Origin of the sequence: Pseudonocardia ammonioxydans, from assembly GCF_900115005.1 — a bacterium.
GTDB lineage: Bacteria > Actinomycetota > Actinomycetes > Mycobacteriales > Pseudonocardiaceae > Pseudonocardia > Pseudonocardia ammonioxydans.
The window spans coordinates 78,366-94,789 of record NZ_FOUY01000005.1 but is presented as its reverse complement, the minus strand read 5'-3'; the positions used below and the strand labels follow the sequence as shown (position 1 = coordinate 94,789).

Below are 16,424 nucleotides of genomic sequence, written 5' to 3'. Positions count from 1 at the left end.
CCCGCACGGCGAAACATGTGGACCGACCAGCGCGAGATGTCGGTGCACGCCGGGGATCGGCGGCCGAGCTGGGCGGGAGGTCTCCGGTGGACGAACCGGTGCGCGAGTGCGCTCTGGACGGATGCGAAGAACCGGTCGAATCGGAGCCGAACCGTCCACGGAGGATCTACTGCTCCGCTGCACACCGGAACGCGGCGCGCCAGGCCCGGCGGGCGGCCGCCCACCGGGCGGGGAACGCGGAGCTCGCGGAGAGCCTGCCGTGGCTGCGGGAGCCGGAGTCGGAGCCGGTCGGCGCGGCCCCGCGAGCGTCCGGCCCGGTCGCCCGTCCGACGCCGGTGGCCCGCCGGCCCGAGGCCCCGCCGCGGCTGCGGGCACCGCGGGGCCTGCTCCGGCATCGCCGCAGCCTGGCGCTGATCGGCGCCACCGCGGTGCTGGCCGGCGGGTACGCGCTGACCGTCGTGGCGCCGGGCAGCTTCGTCGGCCGGGGCGTGACACACGAGCGCACCGCGGACGACTGGGCCGGACAGGCCCGTGTCGCGCTGACGTCGCTGGAGGAGCAGCTCGGGACCCTGGAACGCACCGAGCAGACCTGGCAGGAGTCGCCGTACGGCGGCGCGGACCGGCCGGGCCCGGTGGTCCGACTCGGACAGCACCGGGACACACTCGTCCAGCAGCGCACGGCGCTGCGGTCCCAGCTGGACAGTTTCGCGTCCCGGCCGAAGGTCGCCGACCAGCTGGCGCTGGCCGAACAGGACCTCGCCGCGATGGAACAGATCGTGGCCGACCTGCCGCCACCGGCGCGGCGGACCACCGACCAGGTCGCGGCCGCCACGTCGCTGGAGGAGCAACGCGACCTGCGCGCCCGCAGGCGCGACGCCTGCGCCGACGAGCTGAAGGCGATCGACGACGGCATCGAGCGGGCCCGGACGGCGGAGCTGCCGGGCGATCCGGCCGGCACCGAGGAGGTCGCCGACGACGTGCTGGCCCTCGCCCGCGGTGAGCAACCGGCGCCCCCGGAACCGGACGGCCCGCGGCAACCCCCGCAGGTCCTCGCCGGTGGCCGGGAGACCGGGGGCGACCGCGAGCGCGACGACGTCGCCACCAGCGGACCGCCGGATCCGCGTGGCCCGGTCGACGAGACCCGGCCGGGTGTGGAGGGCCCCGAGGGTGCCTCCGCCCGCGGGCCGGGGAGTACGCCGGGTGCGGACACCACGGCCGCGGGGACACCGGGTTCTCCTGACGGACCGCCCGCCGCCGGAGAGTCGGCAGGCCCGGCGGCCCCGGGCGCCGCTGCGTCGGACCCGGCCCCGTCCGCCGCGCCGGGGTCGGCCCTGGGGGGCCCCGGTGGCCCGGCGTCGCCCCAGGTCACCCCCGACGGCCCGACCACGCCCGGCGGCCCGGCGACGAACCCGGGCGCGCCCGGTGGCGCGGCGTCCCTCCCCGGCCCGGCCACTCCCGGTGCCGCAGTGCGGTCCGCCGATCCGTCCGGCCCGGACGGTGTGTCACCCGGCGGTCCGACCGGACCCGGTGCCGCGGCGGTCGCGGCCGGCCCGGGGGAGGCTCTCGGGGGTGCGGTGTCCGACGCCGCGGACGGGGTGGCGTCGCTGACCGGTCGCCGGAAGCCCGGTACCGCGGCGGCCGGGCCGGCTACGGACCCGCCGGGGAGATCCGGTGCGGCGGCGACCCCTGCCGACGGTGGCGCGGGGGTGCGGGCGCGTCCCGCGTCGTCGACGGACGAGGGAGCGTCGCCCGGCCCGGCCGGTGCGGTCGGGCGGGTCGCCGACGGGGTCGGGGACACGGCGCAGGGTCTCGGCCGGGCGGTCGACGGTGTCGTCGGTGGCGGCTCCGCTTCCGGCGCCGATGGCGGTGACCGGCCGGGTGGCGACCGTGCGGACAGCGCTCGGGCGGGCGGCGACCGGTCGAACGGTGCTCGTGGGGGCCGTGGCACCGACGACCGTCAGGCCGACGGCGGCGCCCGTGTGGGCGGTGATCGTGCGGCCGGTGACCGTTCGCGCGGTGATCGCCCGGCCGGCGACGGGGCCCGCGGTGATCGTGCGGATGGCGATGGTGCCCGCGGTGATCGGGTGGACGGTGACGGTGCCCGTGGTGATCGTGCGGATGGCGATGGTGCCCGTGGCGATCGTGCAGGCGGTGAGCGTGCGGGCCGGGACGGCGGAGTCGCCGAGCGGGCCGGCTCCGGCAGCCGGGAGGCCGGGGAGCCCGGCGCCCGGGCGGGCGCTCGTTCCGGCGGGGCCGGGGTCGGTCAGGGTCTCGGCGAGGTCCTGGGCCGCACCGGCCCGGGACGATCCGGATCGGATGGTCCGGCGACCGGTCGTGGACGCTCGGCCACGGACGCTCCCGCCCCGCGCGTCCGTGGCGGCGAACGGGACGCCGGAGCAGCACGGTCCGGTGGGACCCCGCAGCTCGGGACCGACTCGTCGCCGCTGGAGGCACCGTCCCGTGCGAACGGCTCCCGCTCGGACTCCGGCGGCACAGGCGCCGGCGTTCCGGCCGCCGGCTCGCGCGGTCTGGTCAGCGCGATCGCCGGTCCGTACGTCGAGGCCGCGATGGGGCCAGACGCCGCCGCGCCGTTGCTCGCCGAGGCGGACCGGCAGGCCGCCGAGCAGATGGCACAACGCGGCGCCGCGGCCGCACGGACAGCGGGGAGCTCCGGAACGGACGGCTCGGGCGGATCCGGGACGAGTGCCTCGCCGCCGAGCGCGTCGGGTACCGACGGACCCCGCTCGAACCCGGCCGGCTCGCGGGAGGCCCGCTCCGACGGAGCCCGCTCGGACCGTGCCCGCTCGGACGGAGCCCGCTCGGACCGTGCCCGCTCGGACCGTGCCGGTGCAGAGGCGATGCCCAGGTCCGGAGACCGTCGTGCGGACACCCGCTCGCGGGGATCACGGAACACGGAGGACCGAGGATCCGCGACCTCCGGGTCGCGTGACACGGCATCGGGGAGCAGGTCGGAGTCGCGCGATGCGAGGACGTCGGCGCCGCGAACGTCACGGTCGGGCCCGGCGGAGCCGGCCACGCCGCGGTCGGGCGCGGTGAACCCGGCCGGTTCGCGCGGCGAGGCGTCGAGGTCGGAGACCTCGCGCTCGGACGCGGAGGCGTCCGGGAACTCCCGATCACGCAGCTCGGACGCACGGGAGAGGCGATCGGACGGGACAGCGGATTCCCGGTCCCGGGGGACGCGATCGGAGACCTCCGACTCGCGTGGTTCCCGCTCGGGAGGCAGAAGCGACTCCCGGCCTGCGCGCACACAGGACTCCGGCGCGGACGACGGGGCGGGGCGTGAGGCCGGGCGGTCCGACCGGGCCACTCGTGGCTCGGACACCCGCAGCACCGGCGGTCGCGGATCGAAGACGCGCGGCTCGGGCGACCGCAACTCGGCCGCCCGCGTCTCGAACACCCGCAACTCGGGCGATCGCGACTCGGCCGCCCGTGACTCGGCAGCCCGCGACTCGGGCGATCGCCGATCGGTGTCCCGCAACTCGGACACCCGCAAGGCGGACAAGCGCAGCGCGGGCGGTCGTGGCTCGGCCACCCGCGACTCGGGCGGTCGCGGGACGAACGCTCGAGGCCCGGACCGTCGGGCCTCGGACCGGAAAGGGCCGGACGGCGCGGACGCCCGCGACCGCGACTCCGTCAGCCGTGACTCCGTCAGCCGTGGCTCGGGCGGCCGCGACAGTGCTCGTGAGGACTCGCGCGGCGGGGAGACGGACGAGCGGGACGGCTCCCGCCGCTGACGCACCGCCCCGACCGGAGCGGCCCCGGCGGCGAGTCACCGGCGCCGCACAGGTTCGCGGTGAACCGCACGAGCCCGGTCCTGTGCGGCGGCGCCCGAACCTGTGCGGCGCCACTCAACCGGTGCGGCGGCCGGTGCGGCGGCCGGAGTGAGGGTCGGTGTGGCGGCACCGGCCGGGCGGCTGCGCGGACCTCGCCGCGGAACCGGATGGGTCAGTGCGGGCCCGTCCGGCGGGAGGCGCGACGTAGTAGCCCTCGCCGGCGAGCCAGGCCCGGGTGCGGCCACGCCGACGTTCCTCGGCGAAGGCGAACCAGCGTTCCAGCTCGCCGGACCACCCGCCCAGCACGTCCTTGAAGCGCCGGAACGCTCCGCGGCCCCGGATCGCGGTGGCCAGCCGGTCGGCGCGCTCGTCGTCGGCCACCGTCGCGATGAACGCCTGCATGTCGCGGTACCCGTCCCGCGACCCCTCGCAGTGCACCGGTAGCCACCACGGCGCCTCGCTCGCGTCCTCGTCCTCCTCGCCGATCTCGACCGCGTACTCGATCGCCGGGAGCGGCCAGACCTCGCCGGTGCGCAGGTCGACCCGGCCCCCACCGGACAGCGGATCGACCTCGAGGAGGGCGGCGAGCTCCTCGAGGTCGACCGGCAACGGCCGCAGCATCGGGGTCGGCCCCGTGCCGAGCCGGGCGTCGAGCTGCTCGGCCAGCTCGAGGTCGCCGTCCCACCCGCGGTCGCGGAGCCGGCCGGCCCACTGCCCGGCGGCCGTCGCGGCTCCCTCGGCGTGCCGGGTCAGGGCGACGACCAGTCCGTCGCCGCCCAGCTGCAGCCACTCCGCGAGCTCGGTCCGCTGCAGCAGGGCGACGATCGCCGCGGCATCACCGCGATAGACGGCGCCCCGCAGCTGCGCCGTCGGATCGTTGTCGTCCATCGACGACCAGTCTGCCCCGGACCGGTGAACGGGTCCGTGACCGGAGCGGCACCGCGACCGTCCTCACCCGATCGTGGCACCAGGTTGGCGCGATCCGGGCGTGGCGCGACAGGGGGCGCGCGGTGACGCAGGTACCGTCCCCGGCGTGACCGCTGCCCGCACGCTCGCCACCGCGCCGGCCGCGAGCGCCCTGCCCGAGCACGTGCGCGTCGCCTTCGGGGTCCGCGACACCGCCCCGCGTCCCGTCGTGTGGGCGGGACAGCGGGCCTGGCAGTGCGGCGACGTCCTGCTGCGACCGGTCTCGGACCACGTCGTCGCGGCCTGGTCGGCGACGGTCCTGGAGAACCTCGAGGTCGACGGCGTCCGGCTGGCCCGCCCGGTCCGCTCCAGCGACGGGCGCTGGGTCGTCGGCGGGTGGGCCGCCTCCCGCTACGTGCCCGGCGCGCCCGAACCCCGGCACGACGAGGTCGTGGCCGCGTCGCTGCGCCTGCACGCCGCGACCTCGACCGTGCTGCGACCCCGGCTGCTCGACGACCGCGACGACCTGCTGTCGCGCTCGGCCGCCGCCGCGTTCGGCGAACGCAAGCTGGACCTGCACCCCGAGACCGGTGGCCGCCTGTTCTCCGAGCTGGCCGCGCACCGGCGCACGATCCGGCTCACGCCGCAGGTGGTGCACGGTGAGCTGTTCGGCGCGATGCTGTTCGACCCGACCGGCCGCCCGGCCGTGCTGGACCTGGTGCCGTTCTGGCGGCCGGCCGAGTGGGCCGCCGCGGTCGTCGTCGTCGACGCCGTCGCCTGGGGCGGGGCCGACGAGGACCTGATCGAGCGCTGGTCCGAGCTGCAGGAGTGGCCGCAGTCGCTGCTGCGTGCGGTGCTGTACCGGCTCGCCCTGCACGCCCAGCACCCGGACGCGACGACCGACTCCCTGGTCGGCATCGAGCGGGTCGCCGGGTTGATCAGCCGCCGGCTGTAGTCGCGCGCGGGCCGCCCCGCGCAGCCGTTCTCGGCCCGACCCCACTGCCGACCTCACGGCCCGACCCCACTGCCGGACCTCACGGCCCCGCCCCGTCGGGTGGGAGCGAAGTGTTGCAGCGGTGTCACGCGGCGCCATCCCACCGAAACGGGCGCTCCCTAGCGTCGTCGACGACGTGACCGTCGGCGATCAGGAGAACGATCCGTGACCACCACCGCCGCCCACGGCCGCCGCCCCGGCGGTCGCCGGCTCGAGCACTGGGACCCCGAGGACGAGGAGTTCTGGGAGCGCACCGGTCGCCCGATCGCGCGCCGCAACCTCTGGCAGTCGATCTTCTCCGAGCACATCGGGTTCTCGGTGTGGACGCTGTGGTCGGTCCTGGTGCTGTTCATGGGACCCGAGTACGGGCTCGACGCGGCCCAGAAGTTCGTCCTCGTCGCGGTGCCGACGCTGGTCGGTGCGGTCCTGCGCCTGCCCTACACGGTTGCGGTGGCCCGCTTCGGCGGGCGGAACTGGACCACCTTCTCCGCGGCGCTGCTGATCGTCCCGCTGGTCCTGGCGATGATCGTCATGGAGCCGGGGGTCGGGTACCCGACACTGCTGCTCGTCGCCGCGGTCGCCGGTGTCGGCGGCGGGAACTTCGCCTCGTCGATGGCGAACATCAACGCGTTCTTCCCGGAGCGGAGCAAGGGCGCGGCGCTCGGGCTCAACGCCGGCGGCGGGAACCTCGGCGTCCCGGTCGTGCAGCTGCTGGGGCTGTTGGTGATCGGGCTCCTCGGTGCCGGGCAGCCGCGGGTGCTGATCGCGCTCTACCTCCCGCTGGTCGTCGTCTCCGCGGTGCTCGCCTGGTGGCGGATGGACACCATCGCCGACCCCTCGCGCTCCGCCGGCGCGCGCTCCGCCCGCTCGAACAGCACGGCGACGTTCACCGAGGTGTGCCGCGACCGGCAGACCTGGATCATGTCGGTCCTCTACATCGGCACGTTCGGCTCGTTCATCGGCTACTCGTTCGCCTTCGGCCTGGTGCTGCAGAGCCAGTTCGGCCGCACCCCGCTGCAGGCCGCGGCGGTGACCTTCATCGGCCCGCTGATCGGGTCGCTGGTCCGGCCGGTCGGCGGCTCCCTGGCCGACCGGTTCGGCGGGGCGGCGGTGACCCTGTGGAACTTCGCCGGCATGGCGGCCGCGACGGTGCTGATCATCGTCGCGTCCGGGACGCAGTCGCTCGCGGCGTTCACGTTCGGGTTCGTCCTGCTGTTCACGCTGTCCGGGATCGGCAACGGCTCGACGTACACGATGATCCCGGCGATCTTCAGCCGGCGGGCGCGGGCGGCGATCGCGGGCGGTGCAGACCGCGAGGACGCGCTCGCGGCCGCGCGCCGGCGCTCCGGAGCCGTGATCGGGATCGCCGGCGCGGTCGGCGCGCTCGGCGGGCTGTTCATCAACCTGGCGTTCCGCGAGTCGTTCGCCGCGGCCGGGTCCGGTGTCCCGGCGTTCTGGGCCTTCCTGGCCTTCTACCTGCTGTGCATCGGCCTGACCTGGGCGGTGTACCTGCGGCCGGGCCGGGCACCGGCCCCCGTCGGCGCGGCCCCGGCGCGGGCGTCCTGACCATGGACGAGGCCGCGGGCCGGACCGCCACCCACTGCCCGTACTGCGCGTTGCAGTGCGGGCAGTGGGTGAGCCCGTCCGGCGAGGTGGACGCCCGCGCCGTGTACGTCACGAAGGACGACCCGACCCGCGGGGGCGGGATGTGCCAGAAGGGCTGGACGTCCTCTGCTCTGCTCACCCATGCGCACCGCCTGACGTTTCCGCAGGTCAGGGACTCGCGAACGGGCGGGTTCCGGGAGACCGACTGGGCCGGCGCGCTCGGCACGGTCGCGGCCCGGCTGGCGGCACTGCGGGCCGAGCACGGGCCCGACGCGGTCGCCGTCCTCGGCGCCGGCGGGCTCACCAACGAGAAGGCCTACCTGCTCGGCAAGTTCGCGCGCGTCGCGCTGGGGACCTCGCAGATCGACTACAACGGCCGGTTCTGCATGTCCTCGGCGGCCGCGGCGGGCAACCGCGCGTTCGGGGTGGACCGCGGGCTGCCGTTCCCGGTGACCGACCTCGCCGACGCCGAGCTCGTCGTCCTCGCCGGGGCGAACGTCGCCGAGACGATGCCGCCGCTGATGGCCCACCTGAGCGCGGCACAGCTGGTCGTGGTCGACCCGCGGCGCACCCCGACCGCAGAACGCGCGATCGCCTCCGGCGGGCTGCACCTGGCGCCGCGGCCGGGCACCGACGCGGCGCTCGCGCTGGGGATGCTGCACGCCGCCGTCGTCGACGGGCACCTCGACCGGTCCTACCTGGACGAGCGCACGACGGGGTTCGACGACGTCTGGCGGATCGCCTCGCAGTGGTGGCCGGAACGGGCGGAGCGGGTCTGCGGCGTGGCCGCGTCGGACATGCGGACGGTCGTGCGCCGGCTCGCGGCGACCCGGCGGCGGTACGTGCTGACCGCCCGCGGCGCCGAGCAGCACGCGCACGGCGTCGACACCGTGACGGCCTGGATCAACCTGGCGCTGGCGCTCGGCCTGCCCGGACGGCCCGGGTCGGGGTTCGGGACGATCACCGGGCAGGGCAACGGGCAGGGCGGGCGTGAGCACGGGCAGAAGGCCGACCAGCTGCCCGGCTACCGGCACATCACCGATCCCGCCGCGCGGGAGCACGTCGCGTCCGTGTGGGGCGTCGACCCGTCCTCGCTGCCGGGCCCCGGGCGCAGCGCGGTCGAGCTGCTGGACTCCCTCGGCCGCCCCGGCGGGCCGCGGGCGCTGCTGGTGTTCGGGTCGAACGTGCTGGTCTCCGCCCCGGACGCCCGCGCCGTCGCCGACCGCCTGGCCGCGCTTGACCTGCTGGTGGTCGCAGACGTCCTGCCGGGGGAGACGGCGGCGCGGGCCGACGTGCTCCTGCCGGTCGCCCAGTGGGCCGAGGAGGACGGGACGACGACCAACCTCGAGGGCAGGGTGCTGCGGCGCCGGCGCGCTTTGGCCCCGCCGCCGGGCGTCCGCACCGATCTCGAGGTGATCTCCGGGCTGGCCGCGGCGCTGGACGCACCGGGTGCGTTCCCGGCGGACCCGCGGGCAGTGTTCGACGAGCTGCGCCGGGCGTCCTCGGGCGGGCCCGCCGACTACACGGGGATCTCCTACGCGCGGCTCGACGCCGGGGAGGTGCTGCACTGGCCGTGCCCGTCCGGCGGGCATCCCGGCACGCCGCGGCTGTTCGCCGAGCGGTTCGCCCACCCGGACGGCCGGGCCCGGCTGGTGCCGGTCGAGCACGCCGGGCCCGACGAGGACGTCGACACCGACTTCCCGCTGTGGGTCACCACCGGCCGGGTGCTGGTGCACTACCAGTCCGGCGCGCAGACCCGCCGGGTCGCCGCGCTGGCGGCGGCCGTGCCGGAGGTGTTCGTGGAGGTGCACCCGGAGACCGCCGCCCGCTACGGGCTGGCCGACGGGGACCTGGCCGACGTGACCTCCCGCCGGGGGACGACGACGGCGCGGGTCCGCTGTGTCCCCTCGCTGCGGCCGGACACGGTGTTCCTCCCGTTCCACTTCGGTGGGGCGGGCGCGGCGAACAACGTCACCAACCCGGCCCTGGACCCGGTGAGCCGGATGCCGGAGTTCAAGGTCGCCGCGGTGCGGCTGGAGCCGGCGCGGGCGGGCGCCCGGTAGCCGGGCGGGTTACGCGGAAAACCGGGAGCGGCCGACGCTTGTCAGGGTTACCCTGACAACATGACCGTGACCGTGGAGCAGATCCTCAGTACCGACATCACCGCCGACGCCCGGGCCGTCACCGCGGCCGCCGTCGCCGAACTGGACCGGCGCGCCGACGCGATCGCCGGCGTCCCGCCCGTGCCGGGGACCCCCGAGTGGGAGGCCGAGCAGGGCACCGACGCCCCGCTGCACCGGGAGACCGCGTGGCGGCTCGCGGCGTTCCGGATCGGCCTGGCCGCCGGGCTCGACCCGTTGCCGCACCTGGTCGGGCTCCGGCACACCGGGGTCAGCTGGGACACGATCGGGCGCGCCGCCGGGATCACCCGGCAGTCCGCGCACGAGCGGTGGGCGGCGCGGGTGTCCGCGGTGGTCGAGGGCCGGGACCGGGCGGGCCTGCAGCCGGGCGCCCGGTCCTGACCGTGACCCGGCACACCGGGCTCACGGGCCGGGTGTCCGCGGAATGAGCACCTCGTAACCCGCCCGCAATCGCGGGCAGTTCACCCGTAACAGCCCGTTCCTACCGTCGGTCGTCATGAGCAGGCGTGTGGTGGTGATCGGGCACGGCATGGTCGGGGCCCGGCTCACCGAGGAGATCCGGCGGCGCGACCCCGACGGCGAACGGGTCGCGCTGAGCGTGCTCGGCGCCGAGCCGCGCCCCGCCTACAACCGGGTCCTCCTCTCGACCGTGCTCGCCGGGGGACTCGGTGCGGGCATGGTCGCGCTCCCGGCGGTCCCCGGCGTCGACCTGCACGTCGGGGTCGCGGCCACCGGGATCGACCGGGTCGCTCGCGTCGTGCACGCCGACGACGGCACCACCCACCCCTACGACGAGCTGGTCCTGGCCACCGGTTGCCGCGCGTGGCTGCCGCCGGTCGAGGGGCTCGGCGGCGGCGAGGACGGGGTCGGTGACGGCGGCGCGCCGGCGCCCGGGGTGAGTGTGTTCCGCGACCTCGACGACTGCGACCGCATCCGCGCCGCGGCGGTGCCGGGCGCCCGGATCGCCGTCGTCGGGGGCGGGCTGCTCGGCGTCGAGGCGGCCCGCGGGCTGGCCGGGCGCGGCGTCGCGGTCACCCTCGTCCACCCGCGCACCCACCTGATGGAGCAGCGGCTCGACGCCGGGGCCGGTGCGGTCCTGGCGGCCGCGCTCGGCGCGGCCGGGGTCGACGTGCGGTGCGGGGTCACGGCGACGGCGTGGGACCCGGCGACCGGCCTGGACTGCGACGACGGCAGCCGCATCGCCGCCGACGGCGTGGTCGTCGCCGCCGGGGTCCGCGCGAACACGGCCCTCGCCGCGGAGGCCGGGCTCGCCGTCGACCGCGGCGTCCTGGTCGACGACCGGTTGGCCACCGCCGACGGCCGGGTGCACGCCGTCGGCGACTGCGCCCAGCACACCGGCGCCGCGCCCGGGCTCGTGCAGTCCGGCTGGGAGCAGGCCGCGGTGCTCGCCGACCTGCTCACCGGCGCGGACCCGGCCGCGCGCTACCGGGGCACCCGCCCGGTCACCCGGCTGAAGGCGGCCGGGATCGACCTCGCCGCCCTCGGGGAGATCGAGTCAGGGGACGAGCTGCTGCGCGTCTCCGACCCGCGGGGCGGCCGCTACGGGGTGCTCGCGCTGCGCGACGACCGGGTCACCGGCGCCGTCCTGATCGGACTGCCCGATGCCACGGCGACGATCACCGGGTTGTACGACTCGGGCGCCCCCGCGCCGGAGGACCGGCTGGCGCTGCTGCTCGGCCGGGCGGTCCCACCGGACGTGGCGCCGGCCGCCGAGCCCGCCCGGATGCCGGGCTCCACGGTCGTCTGCCGCTGCAACACCGTCACCAAGAACACGCTGGTCACCACGTGGCGCGCGGGTGCCCGCGACGTCGAGGCGCTGTGCCGCCGCACCCGGGCCGCCACCGGGTGCGGCGGCTGCCGGGACGCCGTCCGCGGGATCCGGGACTGGCTCGAGCGCGCCGACCCCGCCGGGGCGACCGGCGCCGACCCCGCACGGGAGGACGCGGCATGACGGAGCAGAGCGTGACGCAGCAGGGTGTGAACCACCTGGTCGTCGTCGGGAACGGGATGGTCGGGCACCGTCTGGTGTCCACCCTGCGTGCCCGTGACGGCGACGGGACCTGGCAGATCACCGTCCTCGGCGAGGAGTCCCGGCCGGCCTACGACCGGGTCGCCCTGTCGTCCTACGTGGACGGGGCGTCCGAACAGGACCTGCGGCTCGACGACGCCGGGCTGCAGGACGACCCGCTGGTCACCCACCACCTGGGCGACGCCGTCGTCGAGGTCGATCCCGGCGGCCGCCGGGTCACCACGGCGTCGGGGCGCACGCTCGGCTACGACGCGCTGGTGTTCGCGACCGGGTCGTACGCGTTCGTCCCGCCGGTCACCGGCCGCGAGCTCCCGGGTTGCTTCGTCTACCGCACCCTCGACGACCTCGACGCGATCACCGAGGCGGCTGCCGCCGCGGTCGCGACCACCGCGCCGGGCCGGCGTTCCGCGGTCGTCGTCGGGGGCGGGCTGCTCGGGCTGGAGGCGGCCCGGGCGCTGCGGCTGCTGGGGCTCTCCCCGCAGGTCGTGGAGGTCGCGCCGTGGCTGATGCCGGTGCAGGTCGACGCCCGCGGCGGGGCGCTGCTGCACCGGCTGGTGAGCGAGCAGGGCATCGCGGTGCGTACCGGCGTGTCCCTGACCGGGATCGTGCGGGACCGGGACCGGCTGGTCGCGACGCTGTCCGACGGCGTCGAGCTGGACGCCGACGTCGTCGTCTTCGCCGCCGGCATCCGCGCCGCCGACGGGCCGGCCCGCGCCTGCGGCCTGCCGGTGGGGCCGCGCGGCGGTGTGCTGGTCGACGACCGCTGCCGCACCGCCGACGAGCACGTGTGGGCGATCGGGGAGTGCGCCGCGCTGGAGGGCCGTACCTACGGCCTGGTCGCCCCCGGCTACGCGATGGCCGAGGTCGTCGCCGACCGGTTGCTCGGCGGGTCGGCGCGGATGCGGCCCGAGCAGCTGGACACCTCCACCCGGCTCAAGCTGCTCGGCGTCGACGTCGCCGGTTTCGGTGACGCGCACGCGGCCACCGAGGGCGCGCTGGAGGTCGTCGTCGACGACCCGGTCGCGGGTACCTACGCCAAGCTGGTCGTCGCGCCCCCGAGCAGCACCGGTGACGCGTCCACCCTGCTCGGCGGGGTGCTGGTCGGTGACGCGTCCCGGTACGGGGCCTTGCGCCCGCTGATGGGTGCGCCGCTCCCCGCGGACCCGGTCGCGCTCATCTCGACGGGCGGCGCCGAGCCGGACGCGTCCGCGCTGCCGGACTCCGCGCAGATCTGTTCCTGCAACGCCGTCACCAAGGGCGATCTGTGCGCCGCGATCGACGGCGGCGCGCACGACGTGCCCGCCCTCAAGGCCTGTACCCGGGCCGGCACGACCTGCGGGTCCTGCGTCCCGGCGCTGACCCGGATCCTCCAGCAGCAGGGCGTGGAGCTGTCGACGGCGCTCTGCGCGCACTTCGACCACTCCCGCGCCGAGCTGTTCGAGATCGTCGCGGGCGCCGGGATCACGTCGTTCTCCGCGCTGCTCTCCCGGTACGGCCGCGGCCGGGGGTGCGAGGTCTGCAAGCCCGTCGTCGCGTCGATCCTGGCGAGCCTGGGCACCGGACACGTCCTCGACGGCGAGCAGGCGTCGCTGCAGGACACCAACGACCACTTCCTGGCGAACCTGCAGCGCAACGGCACCTACTCGGTCGTCCCGCGGATCGCCGGCGGTGAGGTGACGCCGGCCGGCCTGATCGTCATCGGGGAGGTCGCCCGCGACTTCGGGCTGTACACGAAGATCACCGGCGGGCAGCGGATCGACCTGTTCGGTGCCCGGGTCGACGACCTGCCGGCGATCTGGCGGCGGCTGGTCGACGCCGGGTTCGAGTCCGGGCACGCCTACGGCAAGTCGCTGCGCACCGTGAAGTCCTGCGTGGGGTCGGCCTGGTGCCGTTACGGCGTGCAGGACTCGGTCGCGATGGCCGTCGAGCTGGAGCTGCGCTACCGGGGCCTGCGGAGCCCGCACAAGCTCAAGTCCGGGGTGTCGGGGTGCGCACGGGAGTGCGCGGAGGCCCGCTCCAAGGACTTCGGCGTGATCGCCACCGAGCAGGGGTGGAACCTCTACGTCGGCGGCAACGGCGGGTTCACCCCGCGCCACGCCGAGCTGCTGGTCTCCGACGTCGACTCCGCGACACTGATCCGCACGATCGACCGGTTCCTGATGTTCTACATCCGCACCGCCGACCGGCTGCAGCGCACCGCGCCGTGGATCGAGTCCCTCGACGGCGGGCTCGACCACCTGCGGTCGGTGATCGTCGACGACGCGCTGGGCATCTGCGCGGACCTCGACGCGGCCATGCAACGGCACGTCGGGTCCTACGCCGACGAGTGGGCCGGTGTGCTGGACGACCCGGAGAAGCTGTCCCGGTTCGTGTCCTTCGTCAACGCGCCGGACGCACCCGACCCGACGATCCGCTTCGTGCCGGAGCGGGGCCAGGCGATCCCCGCACCCGCGCCCGTCCTGCTCGGCGTCCCGGAGGTGTCCGCGCGATGACCACCCGACTCGACACACCCACCGCGGTCCCGGCCCGTGCCGGCGAGGCGGTCAGCTGCTGGCTGACCGTCTGCACCGTGGAGCGGCTGCTGCCCGGCCGCGGCGCCGCCGCGCTGGTCGGCGGGACGCAGGTGGCGCTGTTCCGGCTCGCCGACGGCGCGCTGCACGCCCTCGGCAACATCGACCCGTTCACCGGCGCCGGGGTCGTCTCCCGGGGCCTGGTCGGGGACCGGGACGGCGAGCCGACGGTCGCCTCGCCGCTGCACAAGCAGGTCTTCGCCCTGCGCGACGGGCGGTGCCTGGACGACCCGGATGTGCGGCTGCCCGCCTTCACCGTCCGGGCCGTCGGTGGCGACGTACAGGTCGGGCTACGGTGAGGGTGGACGGCACGCGACCGTCCGGGCGGTCCGTCGCCCGACGACCACCGGCGACCGCCCGGAGGAACGGAGGACCGGTGGCCCGATCCGCCGCACGGGACGCCACGCGCCCGACCGGCCCCGGCACCGAACCCGGGCACGGGCCCGACGCGCCGCCCGTCCCGCCGCTCGCCGGGTTCACCGTCGGGATCACCGCCGCCCGCCGGGCCGAGGAGCTCGCCACCATGCTCGAGCGCCGCGGGGCCGCGGTGCAGCACGGACCGGCCCTGCGGATCGTCGCCCTCGCCGACGACGAGGGGCTCGAACGGCGGACCCGCGAGCTCGTCGCCGCGCCCCCCGACATCACGGTCGCCACCACCGGGATCGGCTACCGGGGCTGGATCGAGGCCGCCGACGGCTGGGGCCTCGGTGAAGTGCTGCTCGCCGCGCTGGGACGTTCGGAGATGCTGGCCCGGGGCCCGAAGGCGCGGGGCGCGATCCGGGCGTCCGGGCTGGTCGACGCCTGGTCGCCGGAGTCCGAGTCCACCGCCGAGGTGCTGGAGCACCTGCTCGAACGCGGGGTGCGGGGTCTGCGGATCGCCGTGCAGCTGCACGGGGAGCCGCTGCCCGACGTCGTCGAGGCCCTGGAGCTGGCCGGCGCCGAGGTCGTCACGGTGCCGGTCTACCGGTGGGCGCCGCCGCTCGACCTCGGCCCGCTCGACCGGCTGATCGACGCCACGCTCGCCGGCGGGATCGACGTCCTGTCGTTCACCAGCGCGCCGGCCGCGGCCGGCATCCTCGCCCGCGCCGACGAGCGCGGCCTGCGCACGGACCTCCTGGCGGCCCTGCGCGGCCCGGTGCCCGCGCTGTGCGTGGGCCCGGTGACCGCGGCGCCGCTCGAGGCCCTCGACGTCCCCACGGTGCAGCCGCAGCGTTCCCGGCTGGGCGCGATGGTGCGGACCTGCGAGTCGGCCGTACCGGCCCGGGCCCGCAGGCTCCCGGTCGCCGGACACCTGCTGGAGCTGCGCGGGCACGCCGTCGTCGTCGACGGGCGGCTGTGCCCGCTGCCGCCGACGCCGATGGCGCTGCTGCGGGTGCTGGCCCGCCGCCCCGGGCGGGTGGTGTCCCGCGCGGAGCTGCTCGCCGCCCAGGGTGGTGCCGGCGACGAGCACGCGGTGGAGAACGCGGTGGCGCGGCTGCGGGCCGCGCTCGGTGCCCCCGGACTGGTGCAGACCGTGGTGCGCCGCGGCTACCGGCTCGCGCTGGAACCCGGGGGCTGCGCGGACACCACCCCGGGGGCCGACCGGTGACCGGGCCGCCGCTGCTGCTGGCGGCGCACGGGTCGCGTTCGGCCGCCGCCGACGCCGTGATCCGGTCGCTGGCCTCCGCCGTCGCCGCCCGGGGGCCCCGGGTGGAGGTGTGCTACGTCGACGTCCGCGGCCCGACCGTCGCCGACGCCGTCGCCGCCCTGCGGGTGGGTGGGGACGACGGCGCCGTCGTCGTCCCCGCGTTCCTCGCCGCGGGTTACCACGTGCGCACCGACCTGCCGGCCCAGCTCGCCGCGGCCGGTGCCGACCCCCGCCGGGTCCGCACGACACCGTCGCTCGGGCCCGACCCGCTGCTGGCCTCGGCCGCGCTCGACCGGCTGCACGCCGCCGGCTACCGGGCCGGGGACGCGGTCGTCCTGGCGGCCGCCGGATCCTCCGACCCGTCCGCCCGGGCCCAGGTCCGGCAGGCGGCCGCGATGCTGTCGGCGCTGGTCGAGCGGCGGGTCCGGGTCGGGTACGCCGCGACCGGGACCCCCAGCGTGCCCGCGCTGGTCGAGCGGCTGCGTGCCGCCGGGGCCGGCCGGGTGGCGGTGGCGTCGTGGCTGCTCGCGCCCGGCGTGTTCCAGGACCGGCTGGCCGGCTCCGGCGCGGACGTCGTCGCCGACCCGCTGGGCACGCACGACGACATCGTGCGGGCGCTGCTGGCCCGCTACGCGACCGGTCTCGCCGAGATCGCCGACGCGGCGTGACACCGGAGTCACGGTGCCGCCGCATCCGGCCTCCCGCCCGCCCGCCGTGACCACGCCCGCGCACGGGCC

At 76.8% G+C, this 16,424-nt stretch carries 11 protein-coding genes; 10 read left to right on the top strand and 1 reads right to left on the bottom strand.

What is annotated here, in order from left to right:
* Window positions 1-86: 86 nt before the first annotated feature.
* Window positions 87-3,755: a hypothetical protein gene (locus BM093_RS07015; RefSeq protein WP_093338977.1), complete on the top strand. Its 3,669-nt coding sequence runs from the start codon at window positions 87-89 to the stop codon at window positions 3,753-3,755.
* A 114-nt stretch (window positions 3,756-3,869) separates the two neighbouring features.
* Here the strand turns inward: BM093_RS07015 and BM093_RS07010 are convergent, their stop codons facing one another.
* Window positions 3,870-4,682 carry a UPF0158 family protein gene (locus BM093_RS07010; protein ID WP_218162689.1) on the bottom strand — a complete coding sequence of 271 codons (813 nt, stop codon included), beginning with the start codon at window positions 4,680-4,682 and terminating at the stop codon, window positions 3,870-3,872.
* Between the two features lie 145 nt (window positions 4,683-4,827).
* On the opposite strand from BM093_RS07010, the gene BM093_RS07005 reads away from it, so the two are divergent.
* The 9 genes from BM093_RS07005 (at window position 4,828) to BM093_RS06965 (ending at window position 16,355) form a co-directional block, all read left to right on the top strand.
* Complete coding sequence (locus tag BM093_RS07005) at window positions 4,828-5,655, top strand: TIGR02569 family protein (protein ID WP_093338974.1); 828 nt, start codon at window positions 4,828-4,830, stop codon at window positions 5,653-5,655.
* 204 nt (window positions 5,656-5,859) lie between these two features.
* Entirely contained in the window at window positions 5,860-7,260 is a 1,401-nt protein-coding gene (locus tag BM093_RS07000) for a nitrate/nitrite transporter (RefSeq protein ID WP_093338970.1), read from the top strand.
* Window positions 7,261-7,262: 2 nt separating this feature from the next.
* Window positions 7,263-9,362, top strand: a complete 2,100-nt coding sequence (locus tag BM093_RS06995) for a molybdopterin oxidoreductase family protein (RefSeq protein WP_093339363.1) — start codon at window positions 7,263-7,265, stop codon at window positions 9,360-9,362.
* Window positions 9,363-9,422: 60 nt separating this feature from the next.
* Window positions 9,423-9,821 (top strand): hypothetical protein, encoded by a 399-nt coding sequence (locus tag BM093_RS06990; protein ID WP_093338967.1) that lies wholly within the window; start codon window positions 9,423-9,425, stop codon window positions 9,819-9,821.
* Between the two features lie 115 nt (window positions 9,822-9,936).
* Window positions 9,937-11,412, top strand: a complete 1,476-nt coding sequence (locus BM093_RS06985) for an FAD-dependent oxidoreductase (RefSeq protein WP_093338964.1) — start codon at window positions 9,937-9,939, stop codon at window positions 11,410-11,412.
* Window positions 11,409-13,982, top strand: coding sequence for a nitrite reductase large subunit NirB (nirB, locus tag BM093_RS06980; RefSeq protein WP_093338961.1), 2,574 nt, complete (start codon window positions 11,409-11,411; stop codon window positions 13,980-13,982). The genes BM093_RS06985 and nirB overlap by 4 nt, the downstream gene beginning before the upstream one ends.
* The gene (nirD, locus tag BM093_RS06975) at window positions 13,979-14,359 is read left to right on the top strand and encodes a nitrite reductase small subunit NirD (RefSeq protein ID WP_093338958.1); all 381 of its coding nucleotides are present in this window, start codon (window positions 13,979-13,981) and stop codon (window positions 14,357-14,359) included. Before nirB ends, nirD begins: the two co-directional genes overlap by 4 nt.
* Before the next feature lie 77 nt (window positions 14,360-14,436).
* Window positions 14,437-15,648, top strand: coding sequence for a uroporphyrinogen-III synthase (locus tag BM093_RS06970; protein WP_093338955.1), 1,212 nt, complete (start codon window positions 14,437-14,439; stop codon window positions 15,646-15,648).
* Entirely contained in the window at window positions 15,645-16,355 is a 711-nt protein-coding gene (locus tag BM093_RS06965) for a sirohydrochlorin chelatase (RefSeq protein ID WP_093338952.1), read from the top strand. The genes BM093_RS06970 and BM093_RS06965 overlap by 4 nt, the downstream gene beginning before the upstream one ends.
* Window positions 16,356-16,424: the final 69 nt, after the last annotated feature.

Coding starts and splice junctions, on each gene's coding strand:
- BM093_RS07010 (WP_218162689.1), bottom strand. CDS start 4,682: ATGGACGACAACGATCCGACGGCGCAGCTGCGGGGCGCCGTCTATCGC.
- BM093_RS06995 (WP_093339363.1), top strand. CDS start 7,263: ATGGACGAGGCCGCGGGCCGGACCGCCACCCACTGCCCGTACTGCGCG.
- BM093_RS06990 (WP_093338967.1), top strand. CDS start 9,423: ATGACCGTGACCGTGGAGCAGATCCTCAGTACCGACATCACCGCCGAC.
- BM093_RS06985 (WP_093338964.1), top strand. CDS start 9,937: ATGAGCAGGCGTGTGGTGGTGATCGGGCACGGCATGGTCGGGGCCCGG.
- nirB (WP_093338961.1), top strand. CDS start 11,409: ATGACGGAGCAGAGCGTGACGCAGCAGGGTGTGAACCACCTGGTCGTC.
- nirD (WP_093338958.1), top strand. CDS start 13,979: ATGACCACCCGACTCGACACACCCACCGCGGTCCCGGCCCGTGCCGGC.